Raw genomic sequence first — 17,094 nt, forward strand, 5'->3', positions numbered from 1 at the left:
TGCGTATGGTGGGGCCCATGAATGCAGGGGTCACCGATATTGGACAGGCACGGGCTCGCCGTGCTGACCCGCTGCTGTCATTAAAGCGGGAACCGCTCACCGTCATCTGCCAAGCCTCCAATATCCGCGCGGATGAGGAGGTCCACCGCCAAATCGGCTTTAGCGATGCACTTACCCTGCACGAGCTGCAGAAAGTACTGCACATCTGCTTTGGGCTGCCGGATGAAAAGTCCCCGTGGCATTTTTATGAACACACCGATGCCCGCGGTCCGCGCCTTGATCCAGAGCGTCAAGCTTCCGAATTCCTCTGGCGCGAGGGAGACCAGATCGATTTTGTGTGGGGGCTCTGGGACTTTGAGCTGGTGGTCGCGGAAATCTATCCCCGCGATAATGGCACCCCCAGCGCGCTGTGCGTGGGCGGCTCGGGCAGCCTCTTTGCACCCTTTGAACTTACCGCGGTGAACCGGGCATTAACCGGTGAAAAGATCACCGATGAAGTCTTGGCACAGGTTAAACCCCAGGTAAGGGCGCTCATCGAGCGCACCAAGCTTTATGACTTTGTTCCCCTCTTACAGGCCATGGACTTAAACCGTGGAAGCGACCTACCGGCGGCCACCGCCGAGGCACTGGCTAGCCTGCCGCGCGAGGTTACCAACGAGGAAAAGGATGCCTTTTGGTCCATGGCCTTGGCGCTATCCTGCATGGGCGGTGATGAGCTCACCGATTCTGTGGTGGAAACCACCATGGATGCCTTGGGCTGGGTCAACGATGATGGCAACACCTTGAAAGGCGCGGAGATTCGCGCGCTGTGCGATGCCTCCTTGCACCAGCTATCCCAGATTGGTGCCTACGGCAAGGACGCCGCCGCGCCGGTGTACCGCCTAGACATGTACCGCGCGCTGCTGCGCGGGTAAGCTAACTGCCTGTGACTAATCCACTTGAAGATGCTGCAGAAGTAAAGCGCCCCTCCAGCTCTTTGAAGCAGCAGCTGGTGCGATTTATTGCGGTAGGCGTCTTTGCCGCCGTCATTGACTATGGGTTGACGCTGTTATTGACCCATCTAGGTCTGCACCGCTCTGGGGCGAAGGCGATTGGTTGGGTCTTTGGCACCATCGCTGCCTACCTGGCCAATGCGCGCTGGACCTTTGGCACGAAGGTTTCTGGCCGCACGGCCGCGACGGTGGGCGTGTTATACGTATCCACCTTTGCCGTGCAGAATTTCTTGTACTGGGTGCTCAATGAGCCGCTGATTTCCCTAGGCTTTGAAGGCGCGGTGAAAGACACCATCGCCTTCGTCATTGCCCAGGGCGTGGCGACGGTGACCAACTTTGCCATCCAGCGGGTCTTTATCTTTAAAGAAAAGTAGGTCTGCTGCGCCTTAGGAGCGAGTGCCGGGGCGGCGGAAATCCTCGCGGCGCCCGCGGTTGTGCAGCTTGAGCCACTCCAGGAAGCCTGCCGGATCGTGGCGTTGGACCAAGAAGAACCAGCCAAAGCGGGCGAATTCCTGGGGCAAAAGCTTACGCATGCCGCGCTGCCACAGCAGGTAGCCGCGGTTGCGGTAGGTGAAAAAGCGCTTGAACTCGCCTTCCGGGTACTGGGTATGCATCTTGCCGCCCAAGATGGGTTTGAACTCATCCGAGCCATCCGGGTGCAGGTAGCTCGTGGTTAAGGCGGTGCCGAAGGACAGCCCGGAATTGACCAGGCGGCGGTGGTATTCCACCTCATCGCCGCGGATGAAGAGGCGATAATCCGGCACGCCAATGGTCTGCATCGCCGCGGCGGAAATCAAGGCACCATTAAATAGGGAAGCGATCCCAGGCAGGAAGTCTCCTTCCAGCTCTTCCATGCGGCGGCGCCAGACCAGCCCTTGGCGCAGCGGAAAGGCCAAGCGGCCGGGGTCATCGATATTGCACACGGCGGGCGAGACCTCGTGCAGGTTATTATTTCCTGCCACGCGGTATAGCTCTTCTAATACGCCGTAATCAGCGGGGCGGCCATCATCATCGGCGCACCATACGGCATCGGCACCGAGCGATAGCGCGGTAAGAAAACCGAGGGCGAAACCGCCCGCACCGCCCAGGTTGGTCTTGGACGGCACATAGACCGCTCGATCACCTGCCAGGGATTCCACCGCGTCACGGACCGCATCTTCGGCGCCATTATCCACCACGATGACCCACTCGACGGGGTGGGTTTGGTTGACTACCTTTTCGAGCGAGGCGCGCAGCAAGTCCGCGCGCTGGTGAGTGACAATGACGGCAGCGGTGGTACCGGTGGAATCAAGGGTGGCAGTCATGCGTTCCATCTTGCCACCGGGGAATGGATCTGCCGCGGATAAACACTCCGCGTGGGCTAAGCTGACTTTCTATGGAAAGCATGTGGCCACCGTTCGGGCTAAGGATATACGCGAGCGATACTACCCACCCCGGCATCGAACTCCGCGTGATGCGCGATGAGGATATTGCGGCAATCGCCGGTGTGGCGGCAGAGGATATCTACGGCGCAGACATTCCGGATTATGCCTTTCCGTGGCTCTTTAAGCCCGGGATGAATACGCCTGCAGCGGCGGCCCAGTTCCGGTGGACCAACCGCGCGCAGCTGTGCCCAGAGAAATGGTCCTTGGATTTCATCGTGCGCGAGGTGCATTCGGGGGAAATCCTGGGCACCATCGATGCGCGGGCGGAGGATTTTGCTACGGCGCGAGAAATCGCGACCGGGTCGTGGGTCTTTCACCGCTTCCAGGGCCAGGGTGTGGGCACGCTCATCCGGCACGCGGTGGTGGCCTTTGGGCTCGATTACCTGGGTGCGCAGGCGATGACCACGAGCTGGGCGGCACAGAATGAGGCCTCGGCGCGGGTGAGCCAGAAGCTGGGTTACCAGGTGGTTTCTGAAGGAGAAGAAAAGGCGGGGCCAGAGAATAGTTCGCAGCGGCACGTGACTGCGCGCGTGGAGGCCGACACCTATAAACGCCCGGATGACCTGCACGTGGAGGTCTCCGGGCTGAGCCAGCAGCTGCTGGGGATGCTGCGCTAGCTTCTACCCGGCTGCCTCTTCGCCCTCAAAGCGCTGGCGCAGATCGCGCACGTATTCGCCTACTTCTGGGCCCTCGTACTGGCCCACGACCTCGGAGACCTCGCCCACGGAGCGGATTTCGCCGTGATCGATCCACAGCGCGGTATTGCACAGCTGCGCCAAAAAGTCATTGGAGTGAGAGGCAAAGACCAAGATGCCGGAGCGCTTAACCAGCTCTTGCAGGCGCACGCGGGCCTTGGCCATGAAGGCGGCGTCGACGGCGCCGATGCCCTCATCCAGCAGCAGGATTTCCGGCTCGATGGAGGTCACCACGCCGAGTGCCAGGCGCACGCGCATACCGGTGGAGTAGGTGCGCAGGGGCATCGATAAGTAATCGCCCAGCTCGGAGAACTCCGCGATCTCATCCATCTTTTTCTTCATCTGCTTGATGGATTGGCCCAAAAACAGCCCGCGGATGATGATGTTGTCGTAGCCGGATACCTCTGGGTCCATGCCCACGCCCAAGTCAAAGACGGGGGCGACGCGCCCGCGGACATCGGCAGTACCGCGCGTGGGCTCGTAGATGCCGGAGAGCAGGCGCAGCAGCGTGGACTTGCCGGCGCCATTGTGGCCAACGAGCCCGACGCGATCGCCTTCGCGCAGGTGCAGGTTAATATCCCGCAGCGCCTCAACCACCACGGTGTTGTGGGCATTTTTCCCAATGGCACCGCCCGCGGTAGAAAGCATGGCCTTTTTTAGGGAGCGGGATTTGGCATCAAAGATGGGAAAGTCCACGCACGCGTTATACGTATCGATTGAGACCATTAGTTTTTATCCTTTCAACGAGCCTCATGGTGGGGATGGGAGTAAAGGAAGGGAGGCTATACCCAGTAGCTCACGCGGAAGCGCCACTTGCGCATGACTAGCCCGGCGATGAACAGGCCGATGGCTGTGCAGCCGATGACGATCCACCAGTGGTAGGCGGCAACGGGCTCACCAATCATTGGGGCGCGCACGATTTCCAGGTAGTGATACAGCGGGTTGATTTCCGCGATGCGGGCGCGGTCTGCCACCGCACCGCCTTGGTCCTTGAGCGTATTGGTCATCCAGACAATCGGGGTGACGTAGAACAATAGCTGCGTCAGGGCCTCTAGCAGCGGGGCAACATCGCGAAAGCGCGTGGCGATGATGCCAAAGAACATGGTGACCCACACACCGTTGATGAGCAGGAGGAGCAGCCCGGGGATGAAGAGGAAGAATTCCCAGCCCAGGTTGCGCGGGAAGATCATAATGAGCAAGAGCCAGATGATGAGGTTATGGCCCAAAAACAGCGTTTGGCGCCACACCAGGCGGTACACGTGCACCGAAAGCGGGGCGGGAAGCTGCTTAATCAGTCCCTCATTTTCAATAAAGACCGTGGCGCCTTCCTTGATGCAGCCCGAGATGAAGGTCCACATAATAAGGCCCACGGTGACGTGGGGAAGGAATTCCGCGACGGGAATCTGGAAAAGCATGGAATACAGCAGGCCCAAGGCAAGCGCCATCACACCGGTGGCGATGGTGATCCAGAACGGGCCAAGGACAGAGCGGCGGTAGCGCTGCTTGATATCTTGCAGGCCCAGCTTGAACCACAGCTCACGCTGCTGTGCACCCCGCGTAAGGTCCGCGAAAGCAGCCTTGAGGGTCATGGACTGGGACGCTGGGACGGCCTCGCCTTCTGGCTGGGAGGTCATGCGGGCGATATCAGCGCGCAGTTGATTGTTATCTTGCACGCCCAACACCCTAGCGCGCGTGCTGGGCAAACGGGGAACTACACGCCGCTAGCCTGCGAAAACAGCGATGCCCAGGGAAAATTCAGATTTGGGAAACTGAAGCCAAATGCGTATACAGTAGGGAATCGACCGCCACGTGGTGGCAGTTGTTCAGTGCGATGAAGAAGGGGACCTAATGCCAGCAGCTTCGGCACACTATGACGTCTTTAGTGCGCGAGGTTTGTACACCGGGCTATCTGATGGCTGGACGTACCTCAACGCGCACGCGGTGCCCCAAATTTCGGAGCGCGTGACCTCCGGCGTTGCCCGGTCCTTCCGGATGGCGACGGCGGTAGCGACGCAAGAGGGCCCAGGCGGCGCCCACTCGGCCGCGCCAGAGCCGGGTCGGTTGGCAGGCGATGGCAACTACGCGGCAGCGCGCATGGCCATTGCGGATCTCACCGGTTCCAAGGCGGACCGCGTAGTCCTTGGCCCATCCTTGCCCGTGCTGTATCAATCCTTAGCGCGCGCGGCACGCCCGCTATTGGGCAGCAATTCCTCGGTGGTGCTGTCCAAGCTGGATCCGCCCACGCTGTATTCGGCTTTTTCTGAGGTGCGCGCCGATATCCGCTGGGCGCAGCCGGATCTGGGCACCGGCGAATTGCCGGGGTTCCAGTTCGCGGAGCTTGTCGATGGCTCTACCAGGCTCGTCTCCTTTTCCGCCGCGCATGAGCTTCTGGGCACGATATCCCCGGCCGAGGAGATCATTGACACGGTGCGGGGGCGCTCGCGTGCTTGGACGCTTCTCGATGTCTCCGCAATCGCGCCCTATCGCCCCATCCGCTTCGATGAGCTGGGCGCGGATATTGTGGGTATCGATATCGGGCTGCTGGGCGGGCCGCAGATGGCCGCCTTGGTCTTCCGCGATACGCGCATGCTCCGCCGCCTGGATGCCCTAAATCCCATTTATTCCAAGGAAGACGGCCGCAAGCTAGAAACCCCCGTCTCCTCCGGCTTGGCCGGCGGCGTGGGGCCACTGGTAGACCACCTCGCGGCCCTGGCCGGTGGGGATAAGGGATCGCGCCGGGTGCGGCTTAATAAGTCCATGACCGCCTTGAATGCCTACCTCGAGGACTTGCGCGCGGATCTGTACTCATTTTTGAGCACGCTTCCCGCCGTGCACATCCTGGGTATTACCGGCGAGGCAGCAGCGGGTGCGTCCGATAATCGCTTGCCGCGCCTTACCTTTGCGGTCCAGGGCGTGCCCGCGGAGACGGTGTACAAGCGCCTCTTTGATAATGGGCTCGTCACCACCCTGGCCCCGCAAACGCCGCTGCTTACGGAAATGGGCGTGGAAGAGATCGGCGGTGCCGTCACCGTGGCATTAGGCCCGTTTAATACCCACTACGATATCGAGCATCTCGTTCGCGTCGTTGCCTCGCTCGCCTAGGTTCGCTTGAGTAAGGCGTGCCGGGAAGCTACACCGTAAGCACCAGCGTGCCGGTGACCTCGCCGCTGTCGAGGGTGGCGTGGGCTTGGGCGGCATCGGCAAGCGGGTACGTGCCATGCAGCGCGTGCTTAACGCGGCCATCCTCCAGCATGGGCCACACATTCTTGATGGTGCCGGCGACGATCTCCGCCTTATCGTCCAAGTCACGCGCGCGCAGCGTCGTGCCCTGAATGGTTAGGCGCTTCGGCAGCATGGGGGCTAAGTTGATATCCGCCTTGGTGCCGCCCTGCATGCCAATGATGATGAGCTTGCCGTCCTTGGCCAGGCACTTCATGTTCTTTTCCAGATACTTCGCACCGATGATATCCAGGATGACATCGCAGCTGCCCTTGAGCTCGTCGACGAAATCCTGCTCCTTGTAGTTGATGAGAATATCCGCGCCAAGCTCGCGGCAGCGATCCAGCTTTTCCTGCGAGCCGGCGGTAACAGCCACCTCAGCGCCCAGCGCCTTTGCTACCTGGATGGCAAAGGTGCCGATGCCACCGCCACCGCCGTGGATGAGCACGCGCTGGCCCTCGTGCAGGCCCGCCTCGATGCCCAGGTTGGACCACACGGTGCAGCCGACCTCAACCACGGCCGCGGTTTCTTCCAGGCTAAATCCCTTGGGCAGCGGAAGTAGCTGGCCCTGCGGTACCGCGACGTATTCGGCATAGCCGCCGCCTGCAAGCAAGCAGCCCACCTCGGTGCCGGCTTTCCAGTCCGTATCGCCGGCATCCTCAATCACGCCGGCGGCCTCCAAGCCGATGATGTCCGATGCCCCTGGCGGCGGCGGGTACGCGCCCATCGTCTGCAGAATATCGCCGCGGTTGACGCCTGCGACCTTCACCTTCACCAGTACCTCGCCGGAACGCAGCTCGGGAACGTCTACGTCCTGTAGCTCTAGCGACCGTGGGGTATCAGGATCGGTCTGGACGATTGCCTTCATCTGTGTAGCACTCATACCGCCAATCTAATGGAGAAGGTGTGGTGTGCGCCACGTCCCATTTCCTCGTGGGGCAATGTGATTCGCGCGGGCCGGTTTAGTAAGCTAACCAAGTTGCCTTTTCGGCACGATGGAGACGTGGCAGAGCGGCCGAATGCACCGGTCTTGAAAACCGGCGAGGTTTATTCCTCCGCGGGTTCAAATCCCGCCGTCTCCGCAGGTGTCATGAGTCGCGACATGCTTGACAGGTCAGTCGCGACATCGTTGACAAACCGGCACCTCAGTTGTTTTTGTTCTGGGGTGCCGGTTTTTCTGTTATTTAGGGTTTAGGGGTAGGTCTCCTTTTTCCAGTAGGGCTTTTGGTAGTCGCGGGCTGTGTCGATGTAGTGCTCGGTGATGATTTCTCCGGTCGCAGCTAGTGATGTGGTTGTCGGCGATGGCCATGAGGATTTTTGTTTCTTGAATGCGCGCCCGATGCCTAGGTGGAAGAGCTTGCCGTCGTAGCGGACGGTGACTTTGCCTTCTGTCCCAGACGATGTCTTTTCTGGTGCGCCATTCTTGTGTGAGATTGTTGAGGCTGGCTTTTGCCTAGGCCCACCCCACGAAATTAATACCCCCATACATGACCTTCGCTGCCTCTTACCAGATTACAGAGACAACTACAAGGCGTAACACCGGGACCCCCACCTTGCCCAAATGGGGCGGAAGCTCTCAGTTTCTTACACTGTCGAGACTGTATGTGCAGCATGAATGTTTAGATTAGGGTCTAATATACCCCCATATAGGTTGGTTCGAGTGTCGTTCCAGGATTTGAAAATCAAGGCTGTGCATGTGTTACCTGGCGTTTTGGTGAATTATTTAGGTTTTAAGAAAGTTCCTAAATATTTAACTATGGACTACCCGTATGCATAAGGCTACCCTAACCTTATCTGTCAATTATCTGGTGTTTAGCTGTTTTTAAATGCGGTGGCGGGAAAGGGCTACGGATGAAATTCGCTAAGAAGTTGACTGCAACTATTGCGGTATGTGCCAGTGTTACTTTTGCTGGTGCTGGTGTTTCAAGCGCCAAGGTTTTTCACGGCCATTGGATTGGTGGCCGTATTGAAGAGGCGTATCACCGGCTTGGTGGGTGGCAGACTTTTGGCGACGCTACAACTGATGAGCGTGTAGCTAAAAATAATGGTCGGTTCCAGGTGTTTGCTAAGGATGCCTCCATTTATTGGCATGCTGGTGTTGATAATGGAATTGCTCACCAAGTGGGTGGGCGTATTCGCAATAAGTGGGGGGATCTTGGCTGGGAAGGCGCGGCCTTGGGATATCCCATTACGGATGAGTTGAAGACCCCTGATGGTAAGGGGCGGTTCAATCATTTTCAGGGCGGGTCTATCTACTGGTCGCCAGAGACTGATGCTCATCAAGTGTGGGGAGGCATTCGCGATAAATGGGCTCAGCAAGGCTGGGAGACCGGTGAGCTAGGGTACCCAACCACCGATGAGTTGCTTACCCCGGAAAAGACTGGGCGCTACAACCATTTTCAAGGCGGATCTATTTACTGGTCACAAGCTAGCGGAGGCCACAGTATTTCTGGCCCCATTCGGGATTTCTGGGGAAGTCAGGGATGGGAACGTAGCTCTTTGAAGTTTCCCACATCGGAAAAATACGCTGCAGGCGGAGGCATAAAGCAGGATTTCCAGGGCGGATCTATTCAGTATTTTAAGCCTACTGGCAAGGCCCTAGAGGCTTATGACAATCAAAATATTTCAAGCTACCGTCAGATTTATCCACTGTTTAACACCACCGACTTCAAGCGGTGGCATGCAGCCGGGGTCTATCGAGAGGTTATCCAAAACATGGATAAATACTTTCCCCTCTCAGGGTGTCCTGACGAAATTACCGAGGGCTCTGTATGCACTTTTACCGGTGTGGGCGGAGCTAAAAGCAAAGTAACCGTAGAACGTATCTCTGATGAGGGATTCTCACTGGTTACTGCTAGCGATCATCCTGAAGGCGGCGGCAGAACACTAAACATCCGATTCGATGAAGTAACTTCCCCCAATGCCGGTGATGACAATGTTGTCTTTGACAACGACAGCGTAGAAACTTCCTACACCGGCTCTGACAAAACATGGGTTCGTCTCGTAGTTGAATCCTTTGGTCCGACACAGACCTCAAAGGTTCAAGGTCCTTTTAGCTCCGATCACATTGGTTCACAGGTATGGAGCAAGTTTGCCGGAACTGTGCGTTCAACAATTGACTCTTCCTCGACGACGTATATCCCGTTGGCACAGTAGCCATAGTGTTTATCCATGTATCTAGATTCAAGGAGCCTATTGTGAACTCTTTTGTTCAACGCTTATCTATTGGAGTGCTTACCTGCATAGTTTCTGCTGGTCTTGCTACCTCTCCTGCACTAGCGGGAATACCTGTGACCATCACAGCAGGTGACGGTGGCCTCGTTCAAAAAGACTGTGCTACTGGCGCGGAGTATGTGCGTATTGATTCTTCCGAGCTGGAAAACTCTAAAGCGTGCTTTTTCCTTACAAAGCCCACAGGCTGGGTGGCCGTGAACATTACGGGATCGTATGGAGTTGTCAATCGCTTAAAAGTGCCGGTTTCAGTGGCCTTTAAATTGCCCGATGGTGAAGTGTACTGGCAGAGAGTAGTGGAACCAGGAAAAATCCAAAGCATCGACGTCGGACATAATCGTTCTACTGTTGTTGAAATGCAGGTTACCCCGGTGGCGACCTCAAATGGTGCTGGCACTGGCGACCTTAGCGTGGATACAGTCAACCCACACGTGATCAGTATGCGTGCTGCTGGACGGTATGCAGGTGGAAAAATACTGCGGTTGTCGTGGTCTGGAGTAGAACTATCAAGCATAGATAGAAACTCAGGCTTTAATGATCGCCTCGATGCGTCTTTTAAAGTAGTCCCAGCCCGCGATGGCTCTCAGTGCCTGTCCTTGGAAGCAGCTGCATACTCGGGCGTCTACTTGACCATGCAATCTAACGGATCAGTATCTGTTCAAAGCAACCCGAACGCCAAAGGCGCAACGTGGTGTCCTGCGAGTGTGGCAGAAATCCCCACAGGAACTCGCCTTGCCTCGGCATTAAATCAAAATCGTGTTCTCACAGCAAGTGGGACGCAAAAGATTGCGACCACCACTTCTCGCACGAGTGAATCGGTGTGGTTTATTGACCAGGGCCTTGCCCTACCCGGGAAGTAAACGCAAAACATGTAATAAAAGGGCCGCCACTGTGTATGCCTGCCTTTCTTCAGGCTGCTGTCGCTGTAGCGCATAGCGTCCAGTTAACCCCATACCTTTAGATAAGAAAGTCCGCACATGCGCTACAAGCATCATCACCCTGCGAAGACAATGACACATTGCGCTCGAAAAATCATGTCCGCCATCACCGCTGCTGCAGTAGGACTAAGTCTTTCGTCAGCGCATGCGCTTGCCCAAGCAGATCAACGTGATCTAGGCGCTGAGATTGCTGATGAACAGCAAGCGAGAAACTATGCCATTGAAATGGTGAGCACCAACTTCCCTGCCTCGCAGGCAGCTGCTGAAGAAGTACTTCGCGGTGGGCAAGAAGAATTATCTGCTTATACGAAATCAGGCATGGATGAGGCCCGCACCCTGGACCTTCGCCACATAGTAGTGACAATCTCTTCACTATCTGAAGAAAACGTTCAAAACGCAGCCAAACAGGCACTCGATGCAGGTGATATCGACAGTCTTAGCAACTTTATCGATACTGGGTGGCAAACAGCCCAAACCGAAGATGATCGTGCCACAGCGTGGAAAGCTACCCAAGCATCAGAAGGAAGTGTCCTTAAAGCAGCAGCCGAACAGGCACTATCTACAGACACTGAAGAAGCCCTAAGCGAGTTTGCAGCTACAGGTGCAGATAAAGCTCGCTGGGATGATAAACGACGCGAAGTCTACGAACTTTCCCGATCCCCACTTCCATCAGTTGCTGCAGGCGCTTCTGAAGCACTGATGACAGATACAGATACAGCAATTGAGTCGTATCTTCGCTATGGGCAGTTTGTTGATGCAGCCCAAGACTCAGAGAAGATGAGTATTACCGAACTGGTCGATACCGCTATCGAAGAGTCCGATAAAGCCCAGCGTGCCGCAAGCTTCGCTGCAACAAACGCTGACCAAGCCAGACGGGCAACAGAGGCATCTCGACAGGCTACTCAAAAAGCAAAAGATGAGGCACTAGCCGCCGATGCAGCACAAGTAAGGGCAGACAATGCCGCAGCGTCGGCAGGAAAGCTTGCTAACCAGTCTGCCCAAGTAGCCGATAACGCAGTGGCTGCAGCAGCAGAAGCACGACAAGCCTTAGCGCAAACTGCCGATGCTCTAGCTCGTGCAGCCTCTGCTGCTTCTCGGGCGCGTATTGCAGCCCAAGAAGCAGCATCCCGTGCTTCTGCAGCAGGCTATGACGCCTCCATGGCATCTCAAGCGCGCCAAGCAGCCGAACAAGCTCGTGATGCTGCACGGGCTGCTGACAAAGCCGCGCAATCTTTTGTCCACGCAGACGCCGCTGCCGGTTTTGCCCGCACCGCCAGCGGCGCCGCAGCCAGCGCTGCAAACAATGCTGATGCGGCAGCAGCCGCTGCATCCGAAGCAGCAGCCGCCGCAGGAGCCGGTGACCAAGCCGCTGCAGAAGCACGAGCAGGTGCCGCACGAGCACGTGCAGCAGCCTCTCGAGCACGCGCAGCCTCTAACGAAGTCGATGGAATCGTCAATCAGATTACCGAGCTAGTACAAAAAGCCCGTACAGCAGCTCGACAAGCCGCCGACCACGCAAATAAAAGCGCCCAAGCCGCAGAAGACGCAGCACGAGAAGCCGGCAATGCCTCTGCCGCCGCACAACGAGCCGGCGCTAATGCTCAATCAGCCCAAGAAGCAGCCATAAAATCCATCGAGGCCATCAACCTCGCTAATGACATCGCCAAGCTTTCTCAAGAAGCTGCCACCCAGCGCCAAGAACAAGAAGCCCAATACCTCAAAGACCAAGCAGTATATGCACGTGAACTCGAAGATGCACAAGATAAGGTAGTCCACGATAACAAGGAAGAAAAACAACGCCTGCAAGCAGATCTGACAGAACTTGCCTCTCTAGCGCAAGTTCCTGAGGAGAGCATCGATACTGCAAAAGTCCAGCAACTTACAGTCTCTGCTTTACAAGTAGGCGATTCCATGGTCCAAGGCGGCGCTCAAGTCGCACTCCAAACCGGATCTCAAGAAGACCTTTTGGCCTTCGTGAAGTCTTTCGACTCCCTTAAGTACCAAGACAATGTCACCAAGGCCCAATTCTTGTGGCAGGCAGATCCCAACCCAGAAATCCGCAAAGCTGCCGACGAGCATATCGAAGATCCTCCAGCAGAGTTAGACACGTTCCTTAACGAGACTGTTCACACTATGAAAGTCCCGGAACTAACTAGACAAGCTTGGCAGCTTCGTGATGCCGGCGGCAATACCGTTAAGGAAAAAGCTGACGCAGCCATTTCTTCTGGAACCTACGATGACCTTGTCGATTTTGTCGTTGAAGGCGGCTTTGAAAAAGCTCGATATGAAGACCAACAACGTCAAGCCTACGAACTCGCAAGAACCGGTGGACCCGAACTTAAAGCTTCTGCAGAAGCAGCTGTGCTCGGCGACCGAGCCATGCTCAACGAATTTGTCTCTGTTGAAGCTTTTCGAAAGTCTGGCGATGATGCCGAGCGCACAGTTTACAACGATAGTATCAACGCTCTACTTCAACAGGGTTTTTCCGCAGCACAAAAAGCATCCGAAAGCGCAGCTAAAGCCCAACAGTCCTACTATGCCGCCTATGGCGATTCTGTAAAAGCAAGAGACTACGCCAATCAAGCTTCGCAGTGGGCAGGAAAGGCAGCTCAATCTGCCCGAATCGCACAAGACCATGTGCGCAACGCAGAAAACTCCCTACGCTTTGCTCTAGCCCAGAAAGAGCGAGCTCATGCTGCCGCCAACCAAGCGGAAGCCGATGCACGACAAGCTGGCGCCAATGCCGATGCAGCTACCAGCTATGCTTTACAAGCACACCAATCAGCAAGTGATGCCGCAAGTTCTGCTGCGACCGCACGCCAATCAGCCAATCAAGCCGGCTACGACGCTCAGCGTGCAGGCCAAGCAGCTCAAGAAGCCTACGACGCAGCAATCCAAAAGCAGCTCGCAGAAGAAGCAGAACTACAAGAAGCCTCCATGGCTGGAGCAGGTGACAACGCACCGACAAGCGTTCTCGATGCCATTAAAGAAACCATCGGCAAAGAAGCACTAAACATCCTGCTTGACTTTATAGGCGTTACCGACGTAATCAATTGCTTCAAGGGAGAAATCTCAGGCTGCCTCTGGACCGCATTAAGCTTCATTCCAGGCGGGGCCATTGTTAAGTTCGGCAAAGGATTAAAGGCTGCATCGGCTATCCGGAAACTCTTAGCCAAGCTCCCAGATGTCAAAAAACTCCTAAGCGTACGCAAGCAACAAAAAGCAGACCGCCTTATCGCTGGGCTGAGTAAACCAGGAAAATGCGGGATCACACTAGCAACATCTCGCCAGCAACCGACGTATTCCTTCGCCATACACAGGCCAACACACAACAAGACTAGAGCACATATTCAGCCTGCTATCTCGCGGTGCGGCGGATATCCCAAGACATTCAAGGCATACCAACTTGATATCCACACGCTCACCCCCGATGAACTAAATGTGTTCATGAAATGGAACAGGACCAAATCCTTAAAAGAGATGGACCCACAGTACTTTATGGCCTTCGGCTACAAGACAGCTCCTTCTAAGATCGATGCGACAATAAGTAGTCTTCAGAGGAAAATTGAGCACTCAGCTATCGAGGTACCAGTATCTCAGCCGCATATCCTCAACAGCATTGGATTGCGCAAGGCACCCAATCCTTTGGATGTTAAAAAGCGCACAGTTGGCCTAACGCCAGCACAAAATCAGTTTGCCCAAACTCAAGCGATCTTGGCAAAGGGAAGAGACGGCTTAATAGCACGTATTAACCAACGTGATGCCGACTACTTCCTTGATTCAGAAACGGGGCAAAAGGCGCTAAAGACAACAAGCCGTGGACGCCCCGACCTTAATATCGTCCACGAGGATGGTGTGTCAATTAAAACTGAGTTCGACCGCCCACCTGCATCCAGGGCGCCGTACCATGCACAGCAGCAGTTGGATGCGAATCCGGATGCGGTTATTTGGCTGCTTACACTAGACAAGCTTGATGAGTCCTCTGAACTTTGGAAAGTCATCAAAGCCAATCGAGATGGAGTAGACAACTATGTCGCTTCGCTCAGGGAAGGGATTTAAAGATGGGTGTGTACCTGCGGCGAGATATTGATTATCTGCTAGCCCCGTATTCTTATGATCAGTTATTTTTGAAGCTGCCTTTTGATTATGCGGTTGAGGCTGCCGCACGGTCAAATGTTTTCCACACGCCTTTAGACACAGCTAATAGTTACTGGTCACAGCAATACGTGAACATTGATACCACCGTCGATGATCTTCCCCATGCGCTACGCCTTGGGGTCCACGATCCGCAGTTTCCTCGTCGTTGGGCAGCAGTCTTAGAAACCACGAATCCCGATTGGGTGTGGTTTATCAGCGATGATACGAGCAACAATCACGACTTTTTCGCAACCGTTAGGTATAACGGTTCTATTCCTTTTGTTCCCAGTATGACACAGCTACGTATCGTGGATGAGCCAGATGAACGCAAAATCGTCACAGGATGGAACTACCGCTCAGGCAACAAGTGCCTCATCATCGACACCTACGATATGGATGCTGCTATCGGCAAACGCGCCCCTGTCGCTGAAATCCGAGGAAACAATACCTTTATTGTAGGGATCGGGGAAGGAGAATCCCGGTTCCAGGCTTTTACCGACTGGCCTGACGGCGAAGAATTTGCCTTCCCCGGACTAGAACGACTCAAAACCAAAAAAGGTCCACTACGCAAGCGGTTTACTACCGAAGATCTCTTCGAATGCGCACAACTTTTCGGACTCGATCCCTTCAACAGGCAATTCCTCACCGGGCGTGCAACACTCATCAATAGTGGATACCCTTTGCCTAAAAAGTACGGACCATGCGCTTTATTTGAACGTCGTGAACACACCTGGGACCGCGAACACGAAGGGAACTAAAGACAATGACGAAGTATTTCTACACCAATTCCATCGCACCGGTATCCCATGCTGTGGCGCTTCTTCGGTTTCCACTATCTACCGTTGTTGAAGAATTTCAACAGTGGGCATCAGGAATAGAAAGCATTTATACAAGGGAGTATTCCCACAGGAAGAAGCAAAAGGTTGAATGTGTAGTTCATGCGGACAAGGTATCGGCCAGTAGGAACCAGCTTGCAGAGTTACTTAAACCGCAAAATCACATTACGCAGTTTGTATTCGTCCCCACCGAGTCAGAATGGACTGCAGTTTTTAGCCCCTGCTGCTTTACCAAAGCGCCAAAGATGCCACGGATTGGTGAATTTGCCTGCCTTTTGGCGCGCAAGAAAGAAATTGAGTCACAAGTTCCTTACTACATCGAAATCAAGCACACGCCGTGGGTAGATACCGACGATGTAGCCTTTTTCCATCGCGCAAGCTATGGAGAAATAGAGTTTATGATGTGCGCGCTTCCCTCCGAATTGCCCGATGATCGTTTAGGCCGATTTGATTGTTGCTTCTACAGATCTTTTAGCAGCCACAAACAGTTAAAAGCTGATGGTACGCTGCACCGTTCCATGTCGTACCTCGAGGATCAAAGTGAGCCTTTTAAGGATTACGGTTTTGATTTTGACTCCCTGCCAAAGGTCACTGAGTTTCCACAAGAAACGTTTACAAAAGAACACGCGCAGATTATGTGGTCTCAGTTTGGGGAGAAGCAGATAGAATCCATCCTCGCCCCGCTAGGTGTATCCCCGTATGATGACGCATTCTATGGGACAGATGGTTACTTGGCCCGTCTAACACCAGCACGCGTTGTCGACCCACACACTAAGGAGTTGGTCACGGCTCCCGACTTCGATCCCCCGGCACGTATCCCTCTAGAAAAGTACCAGTTTTTCCAAGGGCTCCACGACGGCCCCCTCCGTTCCTGGTCGTCAACACCTATTGCAGAATAGAAGTCAGACGAAACACAACCTGAGGCATCTCAAAACGGCGCTCCAGACTCCAAACACGCGGAAGCATCGCTGTAACAAGCCCCGAACTTCATACCGAGCCGAAAGCACAAATGGCTACACCACTACACGGGACTTGACCTCCGTATCGGAAACGGACGAGCAGCAGACAATCTAACAATGAAGCCAAACTACGCCACACTTGTGGCCTAGACTGCAAAGAATAGAGCCCTCGTCTAAGTTGAATCTTCCAAAAAGGCAGGGTCTAGAAGATAAACATCTTGCGTCAAGGAGTTGTAGAAATGAAGTTCAATTTTGAGGTACCTGAACCGTTGCAGCGGTCTGTACCTGTTTCATACTACGAAAATATTCTGTCTGATTACCGATACCTAGATATTTCTTATCTCGGGATAGGCAGCACGGGCCAAATTTTTGGCAAATGTGAGATCGGGGGAATCGACTATGACATTGATGGCTTTGAAAACGACGGATTGATTACCTCAATAGAAATCTTAAACGCGCGGGAGACAGATAGCTTCCTTGATATCCCACTGTCATTGTCAAGCCGAAAGTTTGTCAAAGCCCTAAAAGATGTGGGGATCGAATTTGAACATAACCGTGACGGCATAACCATTCCCCACGACAATGGAACCATTGCTTTGTCATACCAATTCGGCAAAGTCGTGGCTATTTGCTGGGAATAGCCAGCCAATTTCAATCACACGA

At 54.9% G+C, this 17,094-nt stretch carries 15 protein-coding genes and 1 tRNA gene; 11 read left to right on the forward strand and 5 right to left on the reverse strand.

All coding sequences use genetic code 11. From position 1 onward, the window contains the following. Nucleotides 1-5: 5 nt before the first annotated feature. On the forward strand, nt 6-914 hold the full coding sequence (locus tag EL217_RS00570) for a hypothetical protein (protein ID WP_126317993.1): 909 nt from the start codon (nt 6-8) through the stop codon (nt 912-914). 11 nt (nt 915-925) lie between these two features. Further along, complete coding sequence (locus EL217_RS00575; RefSeq protein WP_005280656.1) at nt 926-1,366, forward strand: GtrA family protein; 441 nt, start codon at nt 926-928, stop codon at nt 1,364-1,366. 12 nt (nt 1,367-1,378) lie between these two features. Here the strand turns inward: EL217_RS00575 and EL217_RS00580 are convergent, their stop codons facing one another. Next, nucleotides 1,379-2,305, reverse strand: a complete 927-nt coding sequence (locus tag EL217_RS00580; RefSeq protein WP_005276314.1) for a glycosyltransferase — start codon at nt 2,303-2,305, stop codon at nt 1,379-1,381. A 62-nt stretch (nt 2,306-2,367) separates the two neighbouring features. Between EL217_RS00580 and EL217_RS00585 the strand changes: the two genes are divergently transcribed. Further along, entirely contained in the window at nt 2,368-3,033 is a 666-nt protein-coding gene (locus EL217_RS00585; protein WP_126317995.1) for a GNAT family N-acetyltransferase, read from the forward strand. A 3-nt stretch (nt 3,034-3,036) separates the two neighbouring features. Here EL217_RS00585 and EL217_RS00590 read toward each other — a convergent pair whose 3' ends face one another. Together EL217_RS00590 and EL217_RS00595 are read right to left on the reverse strand one after the other, a co-directional pair. Further along, nucleotides 3,037-3,837, reverse strand: a complete 801-nt coding sequence (locus tag EL217_RS00590) for an ABC transporter ATP-binding protein (RefSeq protein WP_005276318.1) — start codon at nt 3,835-3,837, stop codon at nt 3,037-3,039. Nucleotides 3,838-3,893: 56 nt separating this feature from the next. Beyond that, nucleotides 3,894-4,745: an ABC transporter permease gene (locus EL217_RS00595; RefSeq protein WP_042404151.1), complete on the reverse strand. Its 852-nt coding sequence runs from the start codon at nt 4,743-4,745 to the stop codon at nt 3,894-3,896. A 214-nt stretch (nt 4,746-4,959) separates the two neighbouring features. Between EL217_RS00595 and EL217_RS00600 the strand changes: the two genes are divergently transcribed. After that, entirely contained in the window at nt 4,960-6,213 is a 1,254-nt protein-coding gene (locus tag EL217_RS00600) for an aminotransferase class V-fold PLP-dependent enzyme (RefSeq protein ID WP_126317997.1), read from the forward strand. Nucleotides 6,214-6,241: 28 nt separating this feature from the next. Here EL217_RS00600 and EL217_RS00605 read toward each other — a convergent pair whose 3' ends face one another. Beyond that, the gene (locus tag EL217_RS00605) at nt 6,242-7,198 is read right to left on the reverse strand and encodes an NAD(P)H-quinone oxidoreductase (RefSeq protein WP_126320000.1); all 957 of its coding nucleotides are present in this window, start codon (nt 7,196-7,198) and stop codon (nt 6,242-6,244) included. Nucleotides 7,199-7,327: 129 nt separating this feature from the next. On the opposite strand from EL217_RS00605, the gene EL217_RS00610 reads away from it, so the two are divergent. Beyond that, nucleotides 7,328-7,412, forward strand: a tRNA-Ser gene (locus EL217_RS00610). Nucleotides 7,413-7,521: 109 nt separating this feature from the next. Here EL217_RS00610 and EL217_RS00615 read toward each other — a convergent pair. Next, nucleotides 7,522-7,815 (reverse strand): hypothetical protein, encoded by a 294-nt coding sequence (locus EL217_RS00615; RefSeq protein WP_023016521.1) that lies wholly within the window; start codon nt 7,813-7,815, stop codon nt 7,522-7,524. Nucleotides 7,816-8,181: 366 nt separating this feature from the next. Between EL217_RS00615 and EL217_RS00620 the strand changes: the two genes are divergently transcribed. The 6 genes from EL217_RS00620 (at nt 8,182) to EL217_RS00645 (ending at nt 17,072) form a co-directional block, all read left to right on the forward strand. Then, entirely contained in the window at nt 8,182-9,486 is a 1,305-nt protein-coding gene (locus EL217_RS00620; protein WP_126318000.1) for an LGFP repeat-containing protein, read from the forward strand. A gap of 41 nt (nt 9,487-9,527) precedes the next feature. Then, nucleotides 9,528-10,421 (forward strand): AbfB domain-containing protein, encoded by an 894-nt coding sequence (locus EL217_RS00625; protein WP_126318002.1) that lies wholly within the window; start codon nt 9,528-9,530, stop codon nt 10,419-10,421. Nucleotides 10,422-10,538: 117 nt separating this feature from the next. Next, on the forward strand, nt 10,539-14,558 hold the full coding sequence (locus tag EL217_RS00630) for a hypothetical protein (RefSeq protein ID WP_084539215.1): 4,020 nt from the start codon (nt 10,539-10,541) through the stop codon (nt 14,556-14,558). 2 nt (nt 14,559-14,560) lie between these two features. Next, a complete protein-coding gene (locus EL217_RS00635) occupies nt 14,561-15,394 on the forward strand; it encodes a hypothetical protein (RefSeq protein WP_126318003.1) in 834 nt (277 codons plus the stop codon). 5 nt (nt 15,395-15,399) lie between these two features. Then, complete coding sequence (locus tag EL217_RS11295) at nt 15,400-16,371, forward strand: hypothetical protein (RefSeq protein ID WP_232018335.1); 972 nt, start codon at nt 15,400-15,402, stop codon at nt 16,369-16,371. 299 nt (nt 16,372-16,670) lie between these two features. Beyond that, nucleotides 16,671-17,072, forward strand: coding sequence for a hypothetical protein (locus tag EL217_RS00645; protein WP_126318005.1), 402 nt, complete (start codon nt 16,671-16,673; stop codon nt 17,070-17,072). Nucleotides 17,073-17,094: the final 22 nt, after the last annotated feature.

The sequence above is a fragment of the Corynebacterium segmentosum genome (assembly GCF_900637825.1).
GTDB lineage: Bacteria > Actinomycetota > Actinomycetes > Mycobacteriales > Mycobacteriaceae > Corynebacterium > Corynebacterium accolens.